This window comes from Yersinia sp. 22-579 (genome assembly GCF_030433455.1).
Taxonomy (GTDB): Bacteria; Pseudomonadota; Gammaproteobacteria; order Enterobacterales; family Enterobacteriaceae; genus Yersinia; species Yersinia enterocolitica.
On the sequence record NZ_JAUJTZ010000012.1, the window covers coordinates 166,405 to 184,835 of the forward strand.

Below are 18,431 nucleotides of genomic sequence, written 5' to 3' on the forward strand. Positions count from 1 at the left end.
ATGGCACTTTTAAATGTAGATAAATTGTCGGTGCATTTCGGTGACGAAGGTGCGCCGTTCAAAGCCGTAGACCGTATCAGTTACAGCATTGAGCAAGGTCAGGTGGTCGGAATTGTCGGTGAATCTGGCTCTGGTAAATCAGTCAGTTCATTGGCAATCATGGGGCTGATTGATTACCCCGGAAAAGTGATGGCCGATAAGCTGGAGTTTAATGGCCGCGATCTGACCAAGATTTCTGAAAAAGAGCGGCGTCAATTAGTGGGCGCGGAAGTGGCGATGATCTTCCAAGACCCGATGACCAGCCTTAACCCGTGCTATACCGTCGGTTTCCAGATAATGGAAGCGCTGAAGGTACATCAGGGCGGCAATCGTAAAACGCGTCATCAGCGGGCTGTGGATTTGCTGACATTGGTGGGTATCCCTGACCCGGCGTCGCGTTTGGATGTGTATCCGCACCAGCTTTCCGGTGGGATGAGCCAGCGCGTGATGATTGCTATGGCCATTGCGTGTAAGCCAAAACTGCTGATCGCTGATGAACCAACAACCGCACTGGATGTGACCATTCAGGCGCAAATTATTGAGTTACTGCTGGAATTACAACAGCGCGAAAATATGGCGCTGCTGCTGATTACGCATGACCTGGCACTGGTCGCTGAGGCGGCTCATCATATTATTGTGATGTATGCCGGTCAGGTGGTGGAAACCGGTAAATCGTCGGAAATCTTCCGTGCGCCACGCCATCCATACACTCAGGCGTTGTTGCGGGCGTTACCGGAGTTTGCACAGGATAAAGCGCGGTTGGCATCATTACCGGGTGTGGTTCCGGGTAAATATGACCGCCCTGAAGGCTGCCTGCTTAACCCGCGTTGTCCGTATGCCAATGATCGCTGCCGCCGTGAAGAACCTGAACTGTTGGGGCCAGCGGGGCGTCAGGTTAAATGCCATACACCGCTTGATGATGCGGGGAGGCCGACCCTATGAGTCAACCTACTGATATGAAAAATGAATCACAGGCAACCAAGCCACTATTACAAGCCATTGATTTAAAAAAATACTATCCGGTCAAAAAAGGGTTATTTGCGCCGGAACGTCTGGTTAAAGCTCTGGATGGTGTTTCATTCACTTTAGAGCGCGGCAAAACATTGGCGGTGGTTGGCGAATCGGGTTGTGGGAAATCCACTCTCGGCCGCTTACTGACCATGATAGAAATCCCAACTGGTGGTGAACTTTACTATCAAGGTCAGGATTTGCTCAAGCCAGATGAAAGTGCTGAGAAGCTGCGGCGGCAGAAAATCCAGATTGTGTTCCAGAACCCTTATGGTTCGTTGAACCCGCGTAAGAAAGTGGGGCAGATCCTGGAAGAACCGCTGCAAATCAATACCAAACTTAGCAGCAAAGAGCGCCGCGAAAAAACATTGGCGATGATGGCGAAAGTCGGCCTGAAAACCGAGCATTATGACCGTTATCCGCATATGTTCTCTGGTGGTCAGCGCCAGCGTATCGCCATTGCGCGCGGGTTGATGTTGAACCCGGATGTGGTGATTGCCGATGAACCGGTTTCTGCACTGGATGTGTCAGTGCGGGCACAGGTATTGAATCTGATGATGGATTTACAGCAAGAACTGGGGCTGTCGTATGTCTTTATCTCTCATGACTTGTCAGTGGTTGAACATATTGCCGATGAAGTGATGGTGATGTATCTGGGCCGTTGTGTTGAAAAAGGCAGCAAAGAGGCCATTTTCAATAATCCGCGTCACCCTTATACGCAAGCATTATTATCTGCTACGCCACGGTTGAATCCGGATATGCGCCGCGAGCGTATCAAATTGACCGGTGAATTGCCGAGTCCAATGAGTCCACCGCCAGGTTGTGCGTTTAATGCGCGTTGCCGCCGGGCATTTGGCACTTGTACTCAGTTACAGCCGCAACTGAAGAAATATGGCGACCAAATGGTAGCTTGTTTTGCTATTGATCAGGATGAAGCGGAAAAGGCCAGTTAACACTGAAATAAAGCCATATAGACTCTATTAGAAACGCCGAATATTCGGCGTTTTTTATTTAACATAAATAGGGTGGTGGCTTATGGTGAATAAATATTAGTAAGTAAATTATTTATGTTTGAGTGATATGAAAATGAAATAGCGCCATAGGTGATGTTTATAATCAGAGCCAAAGTATGGATTTAAGATGATATGGATCACATTTCTTATCGATGGATGAACAATATTATTGTTATTATTTAGCGAATACTCTAGCGATTAATTAGTTTCCCTTTATTAGTATCAGGGTATTTGGGGTTGATATAAGCACGTAAATATTAATAAAAAAGAGTGCAATGAATGCACTCTTTTAAATATAAATATCAGTAATACCACGCTCTTTATTGTGGGTAAGGCACCCAATCACCGCCATTTAGCCGAATATAGGGTTTGCCCTGATATTGCATCACAATAGCATTATCATTTTCTGATATTACTGCGGTCTCTGGTAAACCTTGCGTCAGAGTCTGCCAATCGACACTTGGGGTGGTAAACACTTTGCCATCCACCATGCGTGACACCAATTCAGAAATCGCCAGATAGCTGCTTGGCGCACTGACTACTACCGGGCTGGCAGGCTGTGGTGCTTTCATGCCAATCAGCTTAATCCCCACGGGGATATGCGTGATGCTAGGGCTTGGGATATCGCGTAGACCAGACATCTGCATTTTATCGCCAACCAAGGCAGCTCCGTGCTCCGGCACCACGATCACCATGACTTTGCGGCCAGACTTTTCCAACTCTTCGAGGAAGGTATTCAACTGGTCAAACAGGGTTTGGGCGCGCGAACGATAATCCGCCGTTTTATTGGTACCGACGAAACGGTTACCATCATGTAACGGTATGATATTCATGAAAGTTGCGCTGCGTGTATCACCGCCATTCTTCTGCTGTTCCAGCCAACGATTCAGTAGTTCCAGATCGTTATAAATAGGCTCGCCGTCAAAGGAGGCTAATTGATTGCTAATACCTTTCTGCGACATCATCGGCGCGCGCATATTGCCGTCATCCTGGATGTTTTGCAGATAGTTACCAAAGACACCGGAATGATCCATCATCAACTGTGAGGTAAACCCAAGTTTAGCTAAGTTATCAAATAGATAGCACTGTTGATCTTGTGGCTGATACAGATCTTTATGGGATGACTGGCCGCAGCTGGCGCGTAACAGGCGGATAGACGCCGGGCCGCTGTAGGCGGTGGCTGAGTTGAAGTTTTTGAACAGAATATCAAACTTGCTCCACAGCGGATGTTTATCCAGTTGAATGGCCTCAATATCTGACCATGACAGTGAACAGATATTAATAACCAATAAATCAAATGGTTGCGCGTCACCGGGTAAAGATGCTGGGAATGTCGTGTGACGAGTTTTCTCTTGCTCATAAAAAGCATTCAAATGAGCGGTCAGATTTGCATCGGTTGGCGGCCCACCGGCTTCAACAGGGCGACTTCCTGCTGCTGACGGTTGATCTGTGCTCACTGGCACTGTTGTCGCTGCTGTCTCCGCAGTGGGAGCCAGAGAAAATGCTGGCCCGGCAATACCGGCGACATTCAGCCAAATCATGGCGGCAACGACAAAAACGGTGACGCGGATCCATTGTGAAATAAACAGGTAGCCTACCAAAATGACGAAAGCTGTTCCTATCATCGCCAAGTTAATGAAACGGCTAAGTAATTCAATCAGATAGCTAAAGCTAAAACCGGTGATCTGCGAGCCTTGGCTCATGATGCTGTTGATGCCGGGCAGCCAGGTATCGTGATAAAGCAGGCCGATACCGATGGGTATGGCTAGCCAATGACGCCAGCGATGGACACGATATGCTGGGATCGGGAACAGCAGAAAGGCCAGAAACACCAGATTTGCCAGCGGGTGGAAGTTCAGGTAACCAAACCACAGTAGGGCAAATTTGAGCAGAAAGTAGTAGTTCCATGCGCCCAGGCCGCGCCAATAGCGCCACGGGCTCTGCGATTCTTGCTGTTTATTTTTTGCGTTCATGGTTATTTCTTAGTCTGTGAAGATGAGCCATCACGCAACCAGATCCCTTCTGATTTTAAATAGCGCGCGGATAAGAATAAATGTTGTTTTTTCTCCCACCACCGCGGAAACCAGCGGCGGGCCATATAGCCCAGCGGGAAAAAAATAATGGCCCCCAGTAACAGAATTTGCCAAATATCATTGAGATTCATGAGAGGGTCTCCTGACGGTGGCCGGTATTCAGTGTCAGTGGCTCAGGTGTGCGCCGGACGCGCTCCGCTTGCTCTGGCACATCAACTTCTTGTTTATAAGTCTTTTTATCGCCGGTGGTTTGCCATGCCTCGGGAGTATTCATCATTCGGTTCATCTCTGAGATGATCTCCTGATCCTGATACCACACCAGCCGGTTACTGAATGCTTCGGCTACCGGCAAGCGGAAGATATGACTTAACGCAGTGTCTAAGTCATTGATACGGCAGGTTGAAAGGAATAATAACAACCGATTATCAGACACCGTAACCACGTCGCCATAGCGGCGCAAATGGCACAGTGTCAGTGCCTGACGCGCCTGTAGCCCCGGTACTGCCCGCAGCGCCACCAGTACACCTTTACCGTTTTCTGGTAACAAGGTGTTGTTCATTAACTGCAACACCGATTGGTAGAACTCGGTGGGTGGCAGATAGCCTTTGAGCTGAAGGGGGCGCAATGCTTCCAGTAACGCATTGATATCTTCGGGAACATGGCGTGAGAAGCGCTGCCCCTGAATGCCTTCCAGCATCGTCAGAAAACGCGACAATGGCGCAACATGGGGCACAATCAAATTGGCCCCACAGGCCAGTAACAAGCGCTCGTCGCTGTAGCGCAAGCTGGCGTGCATTTCGCGCACCACAATTTTGACGGTATTGCCGCGTTGACGGCGGATGTTGTGGATTTGATGCGCCATTTCATCAATTTGCTCACTCTGATTCAGCGCAAAAATAAGTGTCGCAGCATGCGCCGTCATTGCGCGCTGGGCCAGAGCGGTATTTGATTCCAGCAACTGCCAGTGGGTAGAAAGGGGGGGAGCGCCTTCCAGGATGCTGGTTTCTGCTAAATACAGATGCTCATCATTGCGTGATTGCGGCAAGGCTTGCTGGACTTCATCCGCCATGCTCCAGCCTTGCTCATCGGCTTCGAGCAAAACCAATTGGTTGGCGGTCACCCCTTTTGCCGTGCTCCACCAGGAAACCACATATTGTGCGTTATCCTGCTGCCATTGCAGATTAGCCAAACCTTGTAAATAACGGTGCTGACTGACCAACTGATTTTTGATTTTATTAATGCCAGTGCTATGACAAATCACCAGTAATGTGCAGTTCTGGGCCTCCAGCCATTGCTGAATATGCTGGAGCCACTGCTGCATCTCTTCGCTGGTAAAGGTTTGCCACAGATTCGCGGGCGCAAACAGAATGAAGAGTCGCTGTTGTGGGCGCAGCGAGCGCATTAAATCATGAGTTAAATATTTTAAGGCGTTTTTTTGAGCAGGTAAGGTAAATAACGGTAATTTACTGGGGCCAGAATGGGCGACATTACTCAGGAGATTTTCAGGTTTTTGCCCTGAACAAATCAATGCCGCCCGGGTATTTTCAGGTTGGCTACGAATAAGCTGCTGGCAAAATAAATTGGCATCAACTTGACGCTCAATATTGACCCAATAGAACCCGGGAGCCTGCATTACGGCTAATTCATCCCAGATTTTTCGAACACCTAATGAGAAAGATCGTGACATAGATTCTTTATCTGCTTTCGTTAAAGTGCTATTGGGCCAATTACTGGATAAATTCAAAGAACAATTGTAACATTGCAATAAGTATTAACCAATGTCCCTGCCTTGATATTAATCTAAGACTCATCTTATCGGGAGAAAGTATACTCTGGTTATTGTTATACTTAATTACCATAGCCTATTTTCTAAAGGCGGATAAATGAAGACGATAATAAATCGATTCCATGAGAAAACTTCACTTGAAGCTCAGGATGATCTACTAGCATTAAGTCAGGCCTTCTCGTTACCCACGTTAAGTTATGTCGATATTGTCCGTCAGGAGCGATTAACCCAAATGATGGCTCGCTGGCCATTGCTGGCCGAATTGGCGCAATCCACAGGGAGTAAATAGTCTATGCCGGTATTGGCTTTACAAGGTGTAAGAGGGGGCATTGGCACGACATCGGTCACCGCAGCTCTGGCATGGGCATTACAGCAACTGGATGAATCGGTTTTGGTGATCGATTTTTCACCGGATAATTTACTGCGATTGCACTTCAACATGAGTTTTGAGCAATCCCGTGGTTGGGCCAGGGCTGAAGTGGATGGCGAAGGCTGGCAGCAAGGGGCGATGCGCTATACCGAGAAGCTGGATTTCTTACCGTTCGGCCAATTAACTCAAACTGAAAATGAACAACTTAGCGCGTCTTTGCAGCAACATCCTCGTCAATGGCAGGAGAATCTGTCCCGATTGCTTGCTAATGCGAGCTATCGCTGGATTCTGTTGGATATCCCCGCCGGTGATAGCGCATTCACCCGTCAGGCACTGGCGCTGGCTGATCAAACCCTGATTCTGATTCATGCAGATGCCAGTTGCCATATCCGCCTGCATCAGCAAAATTTGCCTGCCGGCTGTCATTTTCTCCTTAATCAGTTCTCTGCCAGTAGCCGTTTACAACAGGATTTACATCAGCTCTGGCTGCAAAGTCTGGATAGCTTATTACCCATATTTATTCATCGCGATGAAGCAATGGCCGAAGCATTGGCAGCCAAACAGCCATTGGGTGAATACAGCGCGCAAAGTTTGGCGGCAGAAGAAGTGATGACTCTGGCAAATTGGTGCCTGATTAATGCTGCGGAAAGCGGTCTATGAATCGCCTGATGCGGATGTTATTCCTCACCCCGGTCTATCAGGGGATGCGCCGCCGCTATCATCTCTATATGCAGCAAGGCTGTACGGTGCTCACGGCGTTTCTCACTACGCTGGCGCTACCGTTGTGCTGGATCTTCCTGCGCCTCGAGTCACCAAGCTGGCAGAGTGTGATACAACACCGCACTTACTGGTTCCCGCAAATTTCCCCCAATCGCCCACGTTTGGGAGATGGTTTACGTTATCTGCTGCAAGGGTTGTGGCTGTTATTAATTCGCCCGCAATCTGATCATGATAAAAAACGTCAGCCAGTGGCCGCCGGTAAAGGTTGGGTAAAAAACAAAAGACAGGGATATATCAGTTGGTTGGGGAGTGTGCCGCAGCGCTTTGAACTCCAGCGAATAGAAACGTCAGTCGCCACCCGATTAAGCCAACTTTCAAAGCGTACTCGCCGTATCCTGTTTATTATCTTAGGTATTTTTACCGGTATCTTAGCCTTGCTGTGTATCTCACAGCCATTCGGCATGATGGCGCAATTCGTGTTTGTATTGTTGCTGTGGGCCATTGCTATGGTGGTGCGGCGCGTACCAGGGCGCTTGCCTACCCTGATGCTGATTGTGCTGTCGTTAACGGTTTCCTGCCGCTACTTATGGTGGCGTTATACCGAAACCCTTAACTGGGATGACCCTGTCAGCCTGGTGTGCGGTTTATTATTACTGTTAGCCGAAACCTACGCTTGGGTAGTGTTGGTATTGGGTTATTTCCAGACGATTTGGCCGCTCAACCGCCAACCAGTGCCTATGCCGGAAGATATCAATAGCTGGCCAACCATTGATTTGATGGTGCCGACTTATAACGAAGACCTCGGCGTGGTGAAACCAACCATTTATGCCGCGCTGGGTATTGATTGGCCGAAAGATAAAATCAATATCTATATTCTGGATGATGGTAACCGGCCCGCATTTAAAGCATTCGCCGCAGAAGTGGGGGTGCATTACATTGCTCGTCCTACTCATGAGCATGCCAAAGCTGGCAATATCAATAATGCGCTGAAACAGGCTACCGGTGAGTTTGTCGCTATCTTTGACTGCGACCACGTGCCCACCCGCTCTTTCCTGCAACTGACCGTCGGCTGGTTCTTTAAAGATAAAAAGCTCGGCATGATTCAGACGCCGCATCACTTTTTCTCACCTGATCCCTTTGAGCGCAATCTGGGGCGTTTTCGTCAAACCCCGAATGAAGGGACGTTATTCTACGGCCTGGTACAAGACGGTAACGATATGTGGGATGCGACTTTCTTCTGTGGCTCCTGCGCCGTGTTGCGCCGCAGTGCGCTAGATGAGGTAGGGGGGATCGCGGTGGAAACGGTTACCGAAGATGCTCATACCTCATTGCGTCTGCACCGCAAAGGTTACACCTCAGCTTATATTCGTATTCCGCAGGCGGCCGGATTAGCAACCGAAAGTTTGTCAGCACATATCGGACAGCGAATCCGCTGGGCGCGTGGCATGGTGCAAATCTTCCGGTTGGATAACCCGCTGTTGGGCAAAGGGCTGAAATTTGTCCAGCGCTTGTGCTACGCCAACGCCATGTTGCACTTCTTATCCGGTATTCCGCGCTTGATCTTCCTGACCGCGCCGCTAGCATTCCTGTTGCTGCATGCTTACATCATTTTCGCGCCAGCACTGGCCATTGCACTTTATGTGTTGCCGCATATGATTCACGCCAGCCTTACCAACTCCCGCCTACAGGGTAAATATCGCCACTCATTCTGGAGTGAAATCTATGAAACGGTGCTGGCCTGGTATATTGCCCGCCCGACTACTGTGGCGCTGCTCAATCCCCATAAAGGGACGTTTAATGTCACGGCAAAAGGCGGTTTGGTTGAGGCGCAACATGTGGATTGGGTGATAACCCGTCCTTATATGGCGCTGGTACTGCTGAATCTGGCCGGTTTGATTGCGGGCTTGTGGCGCCTGGGTTATGGCCCGGCGACTGAAATCATGACCGTGGTGATTAGCCTGGTGTGGGTCATTTATAATATGACGATTCTAGGCGGGGCTGTAGCGGTGGCGGTTGAAGCCAAGCAAGTTCGCCAATCCCACCGTGTCGAGATTGCCATGCCCGCAGCGGTGGCGCGTGCGGATGGCCACTTGTTCTCCTGCACCCTGCGTGACTATTCCGATGGTGGGGTGGGGATCGAAATGCGTGAAGCCGGGTTACTGAAAGATGGCGAAGCGGTACATCTGCTGCTTAAACGCGGCGCACAGGAATATACCTTCCCGTGTGAGGTCACCCGCGCCTTTGGCACCAAAGTCGGGATGCGGATGCATCAACTGAGTGTGTCCCAACATATTGATTTTATACAGTGTACTTTTGCTCGCGCTGACACGTGGGCGCTGTGGCAGGATGGCTTCCCAGAAGATAAACCGATTGAAAGCCTGCGTGATGTTTTGGCGCTGGGCTTTAGAGGTTATGTCCGTATGGCCAGCTATGCTCCGCCGGTGATTCGAAATGTATTGATAGGATTTACCTCCCTGATTGCCTGGATTGCATCGTTTGTACCCCACGGCGTGGATAAAAATCAGGCTCCGAGTAGCCAGGGCCAGACAGTGGCTCAACATTGATGATGATATGATGACGAGAAAAATAACCTGGTTTACCGCACTGGCTTTGGGATTGACGCCATTCACCCATGCCGAAACACCCGCAGTTCCGTCGCTTCAATCGGCGGCCTCGACGACTGCTGTCGCAGCAACAGTGGATTTAGCACCTGTCGCTCCAGCGGCATTGCCGAATGTCCCCGTTCGCGATGTGGCTTATACTTTTGCCAAAATTGCCCCGCCACCGGGGACATTCGCCTTGCGCGGGACCAATCCAGAAGGGGTGATTGAATTTGGTGTGCGCAGTGATGAAGTTGTCACTCATGCGATGTTAAACCTCGAATTTACGCCATCACCTTCACTGATCCCGGTGGAATCACAGGTTAAAGTCTTTCTGAATGATGAGCTGATGGGGGTCACGGCAATCACCAAGGACCAACTGGGCAAACCAACACGGTTCCAGTTGCCGATTGATCCACTTTATATCAGTGATTTCAATCGGCTGCGGTTAGTGTTTGTCGGCCACTATCAAAACATTTGTGAGAATCCGGCCAGTAATACGCTGTGGCTGGATATCAGCAAATCCAGCTCGTTGGATTTACGCTATCAATCACTGTCAGTCAAAAATGATTTGTCCCATTTCCCTGAGCCTTTCTTTGATGCGCGGGATAATCGCCCGCTCAATTTACCGGTAGTTTTCGCCGCGGCACCGGATGTGGCGCAGCAACGTGCAGCCTCTATTTTGGCATCGTGGTTGGGTGACAAAGCGCAATGGCGTGGGCAGAACTTCCCGGTTTTGTATAATCAGCTGCCGACCCAGCATGCCGTGGTGTTTGCGACCAACACCCAGCGCCCTGATTTCTTGAAAGATTACCCGCCGGTCAAAGCACCGACGGTGGAAATTATCAGTCATCCAGATAACCCGTATGTGAAGCTGTTACTGATTCTGGGCCGTGATGATAATGATCTGATCATGGCGGCACAGGGGATAGCGCAAGGCAATATCCTGTTCCGTGGTCAAAATGTGACGGTAGATAAAGTCGAGCAACTGGCACCACGCCAGCCTTATGATGCGCCAAACTGGGTGCGTACCGACCGGCCAATGACTTTTGCTGAGTTACAGCAATATCCGGATCAACTGCAAACTACCGGTTTGTTGCCGCCGCCGATTTCATTATCGCTGAACCTGCCACCGGACTTGTTCCTGATCCGCAGTGCGGGCATTGATATGCGTTTGAAATATCGTTACACCTCAACGCGCCTGATGGATGGTTCCCGTTTAAGCATCAGCCTGAATAATCAGTTTGTGCAGGACTACCCGCTGTCGCCGAATACGCCGGAAGACAGTAAGATCCTGCGTCTGCCATTACTGCAAGGCTTACAAGACTCTGCCAAGCGGTTGACCATTCCGGCATTGAAACTGGGGGCCACCAACCAGTTACGCTTTGATTTTGACTACAGCACCTTGCTGGCGAGCGGCGCGGAAGGGCGCTGTGAAACCTACTCGACCGCGCCAAACCACGCAGTGATTGATGGTAATTCCACTATCGATTTCTCCGGTTACCGCCACTTTATGGAAATGCCAGATTTGCGGGCATTTGCTAATGCCGGCTTCCCATTCAGTCGTCTGGCAGATCTCTCCGAAACCCTGGTCTTGGTGCCACCAAAACCTGCGCCGTCACAACTGACTACGCTGTTGAATACCGTGGGGAATATCGGGGCGCAAGTCGGCTATCCGGCGGTGGGCATCAACATCACCGACGACTGGTCACAGGCAAAAGACCAAGATGTCGATGTGCTAATTATCGGAACCATTCCGCCAGAATTACGTGATGACCAGAAGATTAACTTGCTGGTGGATCAAACCCAGAGCTGGGTCAAAATGCCAAATCGCCAAACGGGCTTGCCGGACATGTTGGCTCCCGCTTCCGATAGAGTGGCGGACAGCAAAACGACCGTCAGTTCTGAAGGAGCGATGTCTGCCATTATCGGCGTACAGTCACCTAACTTCCCGCAGCGCAGTATCGTGGCGTTATTGGCTGACAGCCCGCATGGCTACAGCTTACTGAATAACGCGTTGCTCGACAGCGGCAAACGTGAGGCGGTGTTTGGCTCGGTCGCGGTTATCCGTGAGTCAGGTGTTAACAGCCTGCGTGTTGGCGACACCTATGATGTCGGCCATTTACCTTGGTGGGAGCGCATCTGGCACAGCTTATCTACCCATCCGGTTCTGCTGGCGGGTGTTGCAGTGTTAGTCGTAGTGATTGCTGCAATGATGGCCTGGCGCTTGTTACGCCTGATTAGCCGCCGTCGGTTATCACCTGATGAGAGAGATTAATTCTGATGGTCGTGATGTTTAAACGACTGGTATGTATCCTGCTGCTGCTTGCCAGTTTTGGTACCGCAGCAGCTTGTGATTGGCCAGCATGGCAGCAGTTCAAACAACACTATATCAGTGAGGCGGGGCGGGTTATCGACCCCAGCAACCCGAGGAAAGTCACCACGTCGGAAGGGCAGAGTTACGGCTTGTTTTTTGCACTGGTGGCAGATGATCGCGAGACATTCGATCGACTACTCACCTGGACGGAAAACAATTTGTCGGCGGGAGATTTAACCGCTCGTCTGCCCGCATGGTTGTGGGGGCAACGCAATGAACATAGCTGGGATATTCTCGACCCAAACTCGGCCTCGGATGCTGATTTATGGATTGCTTACAGCTTATTAGAGGCTGGTCGATTGTGGGATACCCGCCGCTACCAGACCATGGGAACTCTGCTGCTGCAACGCATTGCCAAAGAAGAAGTGGTAAATATTCCCGGCTTGGGTGAAATGTTATTACCGGGCAAAATTGGCTTTAATAATGAAGACCGTTGGCGGCTCAATCCAAGCTATTTGCCACCACAATTGCTGGCGCGTTTCGCCTCCTTTGCCGGGCCGTGGAAAGCTATGGTGAAAACCAATCAGCGGCTATGGCTGGAAACAGCGCCGCATGGTTTCAGCCCTGACTGGGTGGTGTGGCAAAAAGATAAAGGCTGGCAACCGGATGAAACTCACCCAAATCTCGGTAGCTACGATGCGATTCGTAGTTACTTATGGGTCGGGATGTTAGCCAATAACAGTCCGCAAAAGGCGGCACTTATCCAGCGCTTCCAACCGATGGCTGAAGTCACCCGGCAGCAAGGTTTGCCACCGGAAAAGGCCGACACGCTGACCGGCAAAACAACCGGTGATGGGCCAGTTGGCTTTTCGGCGGCATTATTGCCGTTTTTAGCCAGCAGTCCCGCACCGTTTAATCAGCAGGCGCTTAGCCAACAACAAAAACGGGTACAAGATTCACCTCCGGGAGCCGATGCTTACTACAGTGCGGTGCTGACACTGTTTGGTCAGGGATGGGCACAACATCGTTATAGCTTTAATCGTCAGGGTGAGCTTCAGCCCTCATGGAACAGTCAATGCGCAACATTAAAATAAACTGGCTGTTAAGCCTGGCGTTATTGCCTCAAGCCTTTATTGGTGTGGCGCGGGGGGCCGAAGCTGTCTCGCCAACCCAGTTTTTACTCGAACAGGTACGATTGGGCGAGGCGACTAATAAAGATGAGTTGGTTAAGCAGTCACTGTATCGCCTGAACATGATGGACCCGAATAATCCGGATGTCATTGCGGCGGGAATACGTCAGGCATTGCGGCAAGGGAATCTGGCGGAAGCACAAAAACAGTTAGATAAATTGCAACAATTGGCACCTGACTCTGATGTGTATCGACGCGCTAAACTGATGTTGGCCATGACAAAACCAGAGGTGCGTCAGCAATTGCAAGAGGCGCGCCTGTTGGCAACCGCTGGGCGAGTCGCAGAAGCAAAAGTTAAATATGATCAGTTGCTGCAAGGGAATCCACCCACACTGGATCTGGCGGTTGAATATTGGCGGCTGGTGGCGCGGTTACCGGGTCAGGAAGCGCTGGCTACCCAGAAACTTGCCTCGCTAGACCAACAATATCCCGGCAACGTCGCTCTACGCATGGCATTGGCGCGCATGTATTTCAGCCAACAAAAGGCCGCACAGGGCTACGCGATGTTGGAGAAAGTGGCCACAGACCCTACCGGAACGTCAGATGCTGCTGATTTGTGGATGGATACCATCAAAACGATGACGGTAAGCCCGCAAAGCGTCGCCGCATTGACCCATTTTCTTAATGTGTTTTCAACCGGGCCACAAGCAGATATGGCTCGCAAAGAGCTGGCTAATCAGCAAGCGATGTTGGCCGATCCCACCTATCAGGCGCGGTTAAGTGGGCTGGCGAAAGTTGACAGTGGGAGTGGCGCGGCAGCAATACCGGCATTGAAACAAGCATTGGCGGCCTCACCCTATGATCCAGAAATTCTGGGCGCACTGGGCCTGGCCTATGCCCGTGCGGGAGATCGTGCACAGGCTTTGCGGTTATTTGAACAGGCACAAAAATCAGATAAAGACGGCCTAAAGAGCGATAAATGGGCCAGTTTGATCAAGACCAACCGTTACTGGTTGCTGAATGATGAAGGTGATAAAGCGCTGAAAACCGGCAATACTGCACTGGCCCAGCAAAAATATCAGCAGGCGCGTCAAATAGATGGCAGCGACAGTTATGCACTGATTGGCTTGGGTGATGTGGCGGTGGCCCGTCATGATGATAAAACTGCCGAGCAGCATTATCAGCAAGCATTGCGTCTTGATCCAGCCAACAGCAGCGCGGTGCGTGGCCTGGCAAATATCTATCAACGTGAATCCCCACAAAAAGCACTCAATTACCTGAATAATTTGCCGCGCAGCCAACAGGCCAAAATGCGCGACACACTTAATAGCCTGCAATTGGATATGCTGAAACAGCAGGCTGAAGCGTTGGCGGCACAGCAACAGTGGCATCAGGCGGCAGAGAAATACCGGCAGGCGCAAAAGCTGGCACCGGATGATGTCTGGATAACTTACCGGTTGGCACAAGCATTGGCGCAAGATGGTCATTCAGCACAGGCGGATGCAGAGTTCCACCAATTGGCCAGTCGTAAACCGGGTGACCCAGAGCAGGTTTATGCTTACGCGCTTTACCTTTCCAGCACCGAACGAGATAGCCAGGCATTGGCGCACCTGGCCACACTGCCAGCGGCGCAATGGAACGATAATATTCGTGAATTAGATCAGCGCTTGAAATTAGATCAAGTGCTGACATTGGCGCGCCAGCTGCGGGAAAATGGTGATGAAACCGGGGCGATAACCGCGTTACGTCAGCAACCTGCGAATACACAAATTGACCTGACACTGGCCGATTGGGCGCTGGAACGCGGCGACTACAGTGAAGCGCTGGCGGGCTATCAGCGTATTCGGGCGCGCGAGCCGCAAAACCCTGATGCGCGTTTGGGTGAAATTGAGGCTTATATTGCCGAAGGCCGCCTTAGTGATGCACGTCAGCATTTACAAACTGAGCCACTGACGGGTGAAGGTGCCAGCTTAAATACCCAACGGCGGGTCGCCAATGCCTGGAGCGGCGTGGGTGATCCACAAAAAGCAGCCGATATCTTCCAACGGTTGAAACCGGCTGCCGCCAAAGGCGCACCATCACAGGATAATGCGCTGGTGTTTCGTGACTCGGCCCGTTTAGCACAATCACAAGGGCAGCCAACTGCTGCGCAAGATGATTTCAAGCAGGCGATGGTCGCCAGCGGTATTGCACCGACACGGCCGACAGATAATGACAGCTATACCTTACTGACCCGTAATCAGGCCACGGATGATTGGCTCAAACGTGGCATTCGTGCTGATGCTGCCGACCTCTATCGTCAGCAGGATACCCGCGTCACATTGGATCAGGATTATCTACGTTCCAGCGGTACTGAAGGGATTTCTGACCTCAGCGCCTACAACACTATGTTGCAGGTAGATACTGCGCTAGCTGATGGTCGGGCGTTCTTCCGCACCGATACTGTGCAGATGGATGCAGGCACACTGGATGCCAATACTCGGTATAAAGCGGGGACGTGTTATCGCTCCGAAACGGTTTGTCAGACGAATTTACATCAACGGGCAACGGGGGCCAGTGTGGCTGTTGGCTGGCAGAATGACAGCTGGGCCACGGATATTGGCACCACACCGATGGGGTTCGATGTGGTTGATGTGGTAGGTGGTGTGGCATATAGCAACAGTTGGAATCACATTGGCTGGACAGCAACCGCTTCACGGCGGCCGATATCCAGCTCATTGTTGGCCTTTGCCGGTGCAACAGATCCGAATACCCATATCACCTGGGGGGGCGTGCGCGCCAGTGGCGTAAGCCTCGGTACCAGCTATGATCGGGGTGAAGCCAATGGGGTCTGGAGTGACTTGAGCTATCATTATCTGACGGGGAAAAATGTGGCCGATAACCAACGGCTACGTTTTATGACCGGCTATTACTACAAACTGATCAATGAAGATAACCGCCGTTTGACTGTCGGGTTGAATGGTATGTGGTGGCATTACCAAAAAGATCTTAGCGGCTACACGCTAGGTCAGGGTGGGTATTACAGCCCGCAGAAATATTTGTCACTGGCTATTCCGGTGAACTATCGGCAACGGACAGATAACTGGTCATGGGAGTTAGGTGGGTCGATTTCATTGTCGCACTCAGCCACCAATGATAGGGCGCGTTATCCGATTCAGAGTTTGCTCCCGGCTCCAGTTATTGACCCTGATACAAATAGGCCAAAAAACATTTCAGACCGTTATGATATTGATGGTGGTGAAAGCAGCAATGGTGTGGGTTATACCTTACGAGCATTAATTGAGCGCCGTCTGAGCTCGCATTGGACACTGGGTGCCGGAGTGGATATCCAGCAAGCAAAAGATTATACCCCAAGCCATGCGCTGATTTACCTGCGTTACTCAATGGCAGGATGGCAGGGTGACCTGGATATGCCACCACAACCGTTAGTGCCTTACGCGGACTTTAAGTAATCGCTAGTTGAGTTTATTTGCATAAAAAAGCAACTTCATCGTGTTTAATCGCACTTTGAAGTTGCGATCTTGATAGGAAAAGACCGAAACCCACGGTATTCTTCCCAACCGGTTTAGTTTCGCAAGATAAAATCTCAGGGCGATCGAGTATACTCGGACAGCATCGATGAGTCGCCGCATCACAGTGGCAACCATCATATTTTATTCAGTCGGAATGGGTGGGAGTGAGTTTGCGGGTAAGGCGTTCATTAACGATTAAACAAATGGCAGCAGTGGCCGTTGTTGCACTGGTCACCATCTGTATTTTTATCGTTCTTCAGTTGTTCCACTTTGTGCAGCAGCGCAAAGATGACTACGCCAAGCAGTTGGAGAGTATTGCTTATTCCGTGCGTCAGCCGCTGTCTGAAGCCATTTTGAGCGTTGACATCCCACAAGCCAAAAAAATCCTCAATAACTTACTGCCCATTGGTATTCTTAGCCGTGCCGATGTGATTCTGCCTAATCAAATTCAGGTTTTGCACGCAAGTTTCCCCACCGAGCGGCCAGTTCCTCGCTGGGCCAAGCGTATTTTTGCTCTGCCCGTTCAGATAACGGTACCGCTGTATTCACTGGAGCGAGTCTCTGCTAATCCGCAACCACTGGCACATTTGGTGTTACGTGTGGACTCGTATCGTATGTATCAGTTTATCCTGAGCACCTTGTCGGCAATGCTCTCGACTTATTTGCTGTTGGCACTGGTACTCTCAGTGTCTATTGCCTGGTGTATTAATCGCCTGATTATTCATCCATTGAGGGCGATGGCTAAAGAGCTGGAACATATTGGGCAGCAAGGTGTGCTGAACCATCAATTGACTATGCCTGCCCATCATCAGGATGATGAACTGGGTATATTGGTTCGCAATTATAATCGTAACCAGCAACTGCTAACTGAGGCTTATACGGAAATGAGCCGTACCCAAAGCACAGATCGGTCTTCGTTGCATAAAACGCAACAGCAGTTGGCACAGGAAAATGATATCTTGCAGGCGATTGAACGCCGTGATTTCGTCCTGTTTTTACAACCGCAGTGGGATATGGAAGAGCGGCGGATTATCGGTGCCGAAGCATTGCTACGCTGGCGTCAGGCGGATGGCAGTTATCTTTTACCTTCTGAGTTTGTCCCTGATGCGGAAGAGAGTGGGGCCATGATGCCACTCGGTAGTTGGGTGCTGGAGGAAGCATGCCGTATTCTGGCTGACTGGAAAGCACAAGGGATGAACTTGTCATTGGCGGTCAATATTTCCGGTTTGCAAATACAATGCGATAGTATCATTACACATCTAACAACCGTGATGGGTCGCTATAACATTGACCCGAGCCAATTGGTGTTGGAAATCACAGAAACCGCCCAGATTCAAAATCTCGACGCCGCGTACGTATTGCTGCGTGAGTTACAGGGGCTGGGTTTATCGATTGCTCTGGATGATTTCGGTACTGGCTATTCGAGTCTGCAATATCTCAATCACCTGAAAAGCTTGCCAGTGAATATCATTAAATTGGATAAAAGCTTTGTGAAGCATTTGCCAGAAGACGATGCGATGGCGCGAATTATCAGCACCGTTTCTGATGTGCTGAAACTCCGTGTGATGGCTGAAGGTGTCGAGACCGAAGAACAACGGCAATGGCTACTCAAACACGGTATTCGCTATGGTCAGGGCTTTTTATTTTCGGAGCCGTTATCACGCGAGGAATTCGATACTCGCTTTACCCTGCGCCCTTGACGCTACAGCTGTGTTAGCTTCCCTCACTTACCCGAATCACTGACCTGAGTCAGCTCATCGGGATGCCTTCGCTCGCTGCCTTGCTGTAACACCAATGGCTTTGGGTATTACCCCGCATTCACGACAGCTACAGCTGTGTTAGCTTCCCTCACTTACCCGAATCACTGACCTGAGTCAGCTCATCGGGATGCCTTCGCTCGCTG

Annotated in this window: 12 protein-coding genes; 9 read left to right on the top strand and 3 right to left on the bottom strand. The window is 50.5% G+C overall.

Annotated features, from left to right (window positions below):
• Complete coding sequence (gene dppD, locus QSV56_RS15700) at positions 1-981, top strand: dipeptide ABC transporter ATP-binding protein (RefSeq protein WP_005174903.1); 981 nt, start codon at positions 1-3, stop codon at positions 979-981.
• A gap of 14 nt (positions 982-995) precedes the next feature.
• Entirely contained in the window at positions 996-2,000 is a 1,005-nt protein-coding gene (dppF, locus tag QSV56_RS15705) for a dipeptide ABC transporter ATP-binding subunit DppF (protein ID WP_026018078.1), read from the top strand.
• Between the two features lie 380 nt (positions 2,001-2,380).
• Here dppF and bcsG read toward each other — a convergent pair whose 3' ends face one another.
• From bcsG to bcsE, 3 genes are read right to left on the bottom strand one after another with little or no spacing between them, the layout of a single operon-like run.
• A complete protein-coding gene (gene bcsG / locus QSV56_RS15710) occupies positions 2,381-4,033 on the bottom strand; it encodes a cellulose biosynthesis protein BcsG (protein WP_301212972.1) in 1,653 nt (550 codons plus the stop codon).
• A 2-nt stretch (positions 4,034-4,035) separates the two neighbouring features.
• The gene (gene bcsF, locus QSV56_RS15715) at positions 4,036-4,224 is read right to left on the bottom strand and encodes a cellulose biosynthesis protein BcsF (RefSeq protein ID WP_005157335.1); all 189 of its coding nucleotides are present in this window, start codon (positions 4,222-4,224) and stop codon (positions 4,036-4,038) included.
• Positions 4,221-5,780, bottom strand: coding sequence for a cellulose biosynthesis protein BcsE (gene bcsE, locus QSV56_RS15720; protein ID WP_301212973.1), 1,560 nt, complete (start codon positions 5,778-5,780; stop codon positions 4,221-4,223). The genes bcsF and bcsE overlap by 4 nt, the downstream gene beginning before the upstream one ends.
• Before the next feature lie 196 nt (positions 5,781-5,976).
• Between bcsE and bcsR the strand changes: the two genes are divergently transcribed.
• The 7 genes from bcsR (at position 5,977) to QSV56_RS15755 (ending at position 18,228) form a co-directional block, all read left to right on the top strand.
• Positions 5,977-6,168: a cellulose biosynthesis protein BcsR gene (gene bcsR / locus QSV56_RS15725; RefSeq protein WP_019084141.1), complete on the top strand. Its 192-nt coding sequence runs from the start codon at positions 5,977-5,979 to the stop codon at positions 6,166-6,168.
• A gap of 3 nt (positions 6,169-6,171) precedes the next feature.
• On the top strand, positions 6,172-6,909 hold the full coding sequence (bcsQ, locus tag QSV56_RS15730; RefSeq protein WP_019084140.1) for a cellulose biosynthesis protein BcsQ: 738 nt from the start codon (positions 6,172-6,174) through the stop codon (positions 6,907-6,909).
• The gene (bcsA, locus tag QSV56_RS15735; protein ID WP_050132226.1) at positions 6,906-9,533 is read left to right on the top strand and encodes a UDP-forming cellulose synthase catalytic subunit; all 2,628 of its coding nucleotides are present in this window, start codon (positions 6,906-6,908) and stop codon (positions 9,531-9,533) included. The genes bcsQ and bcsA overlap by 4 nt, the downstream gene beginning before the upstream one ends.
• A 10-nt stretch (positions 9,534-9,543) precedes the next feature.
• Complete coding sequence (gene bcsB, locus QSV56_RS15740) at positions 9,544-11,847, top strand: cellulose biosynthesis cyclic di-GMP-binding regulatory protein BcsB (RefSeq protein ID WP_026018077.1); 2,304 nt, start codon at positions 9,544-9,546, stop codon at positions 11,845-11,847.
• A gap of 5 nt (positions 11,848-11,852) precedes the next feature.
• Positions 11,853-12,980, top strand: a complete 1,128-nt coding sequence (bcsZ, locus tag QSV56_RS15745; protein WP_019081642.1) for a cellulose synthase complex periplasmic endoglucanase BcsZ — start codon at positions 11,853-11,855, stop codon at positions 12,978-12,980.
• Entirely contained in the window at positions 12,962-16,468 is a 3,507-nt protein-coding gene (bcsC, locus tag QSV56_RS15750) for a cellulose synthase complex outer membrane protein BcsC (protein WP_046051887.1), read from the top strand. The genes bcsZ and bcsC overlap by 19 nt, the downstream gene beginning before the upstream one ends.
• Positions 16,469-16,698: 230 nt before the next feature.
• Entirely contained in the window at positions 16,699-18,228 is a 1,530-nt protein-coding gene (locus QSV56_RS15755) for an EAL domain-containing protein (RefSeq protein WP_072083050.1), read from the top strand.
• Positions 18,229-18,431: the final 203 nt, after the last annotated feature.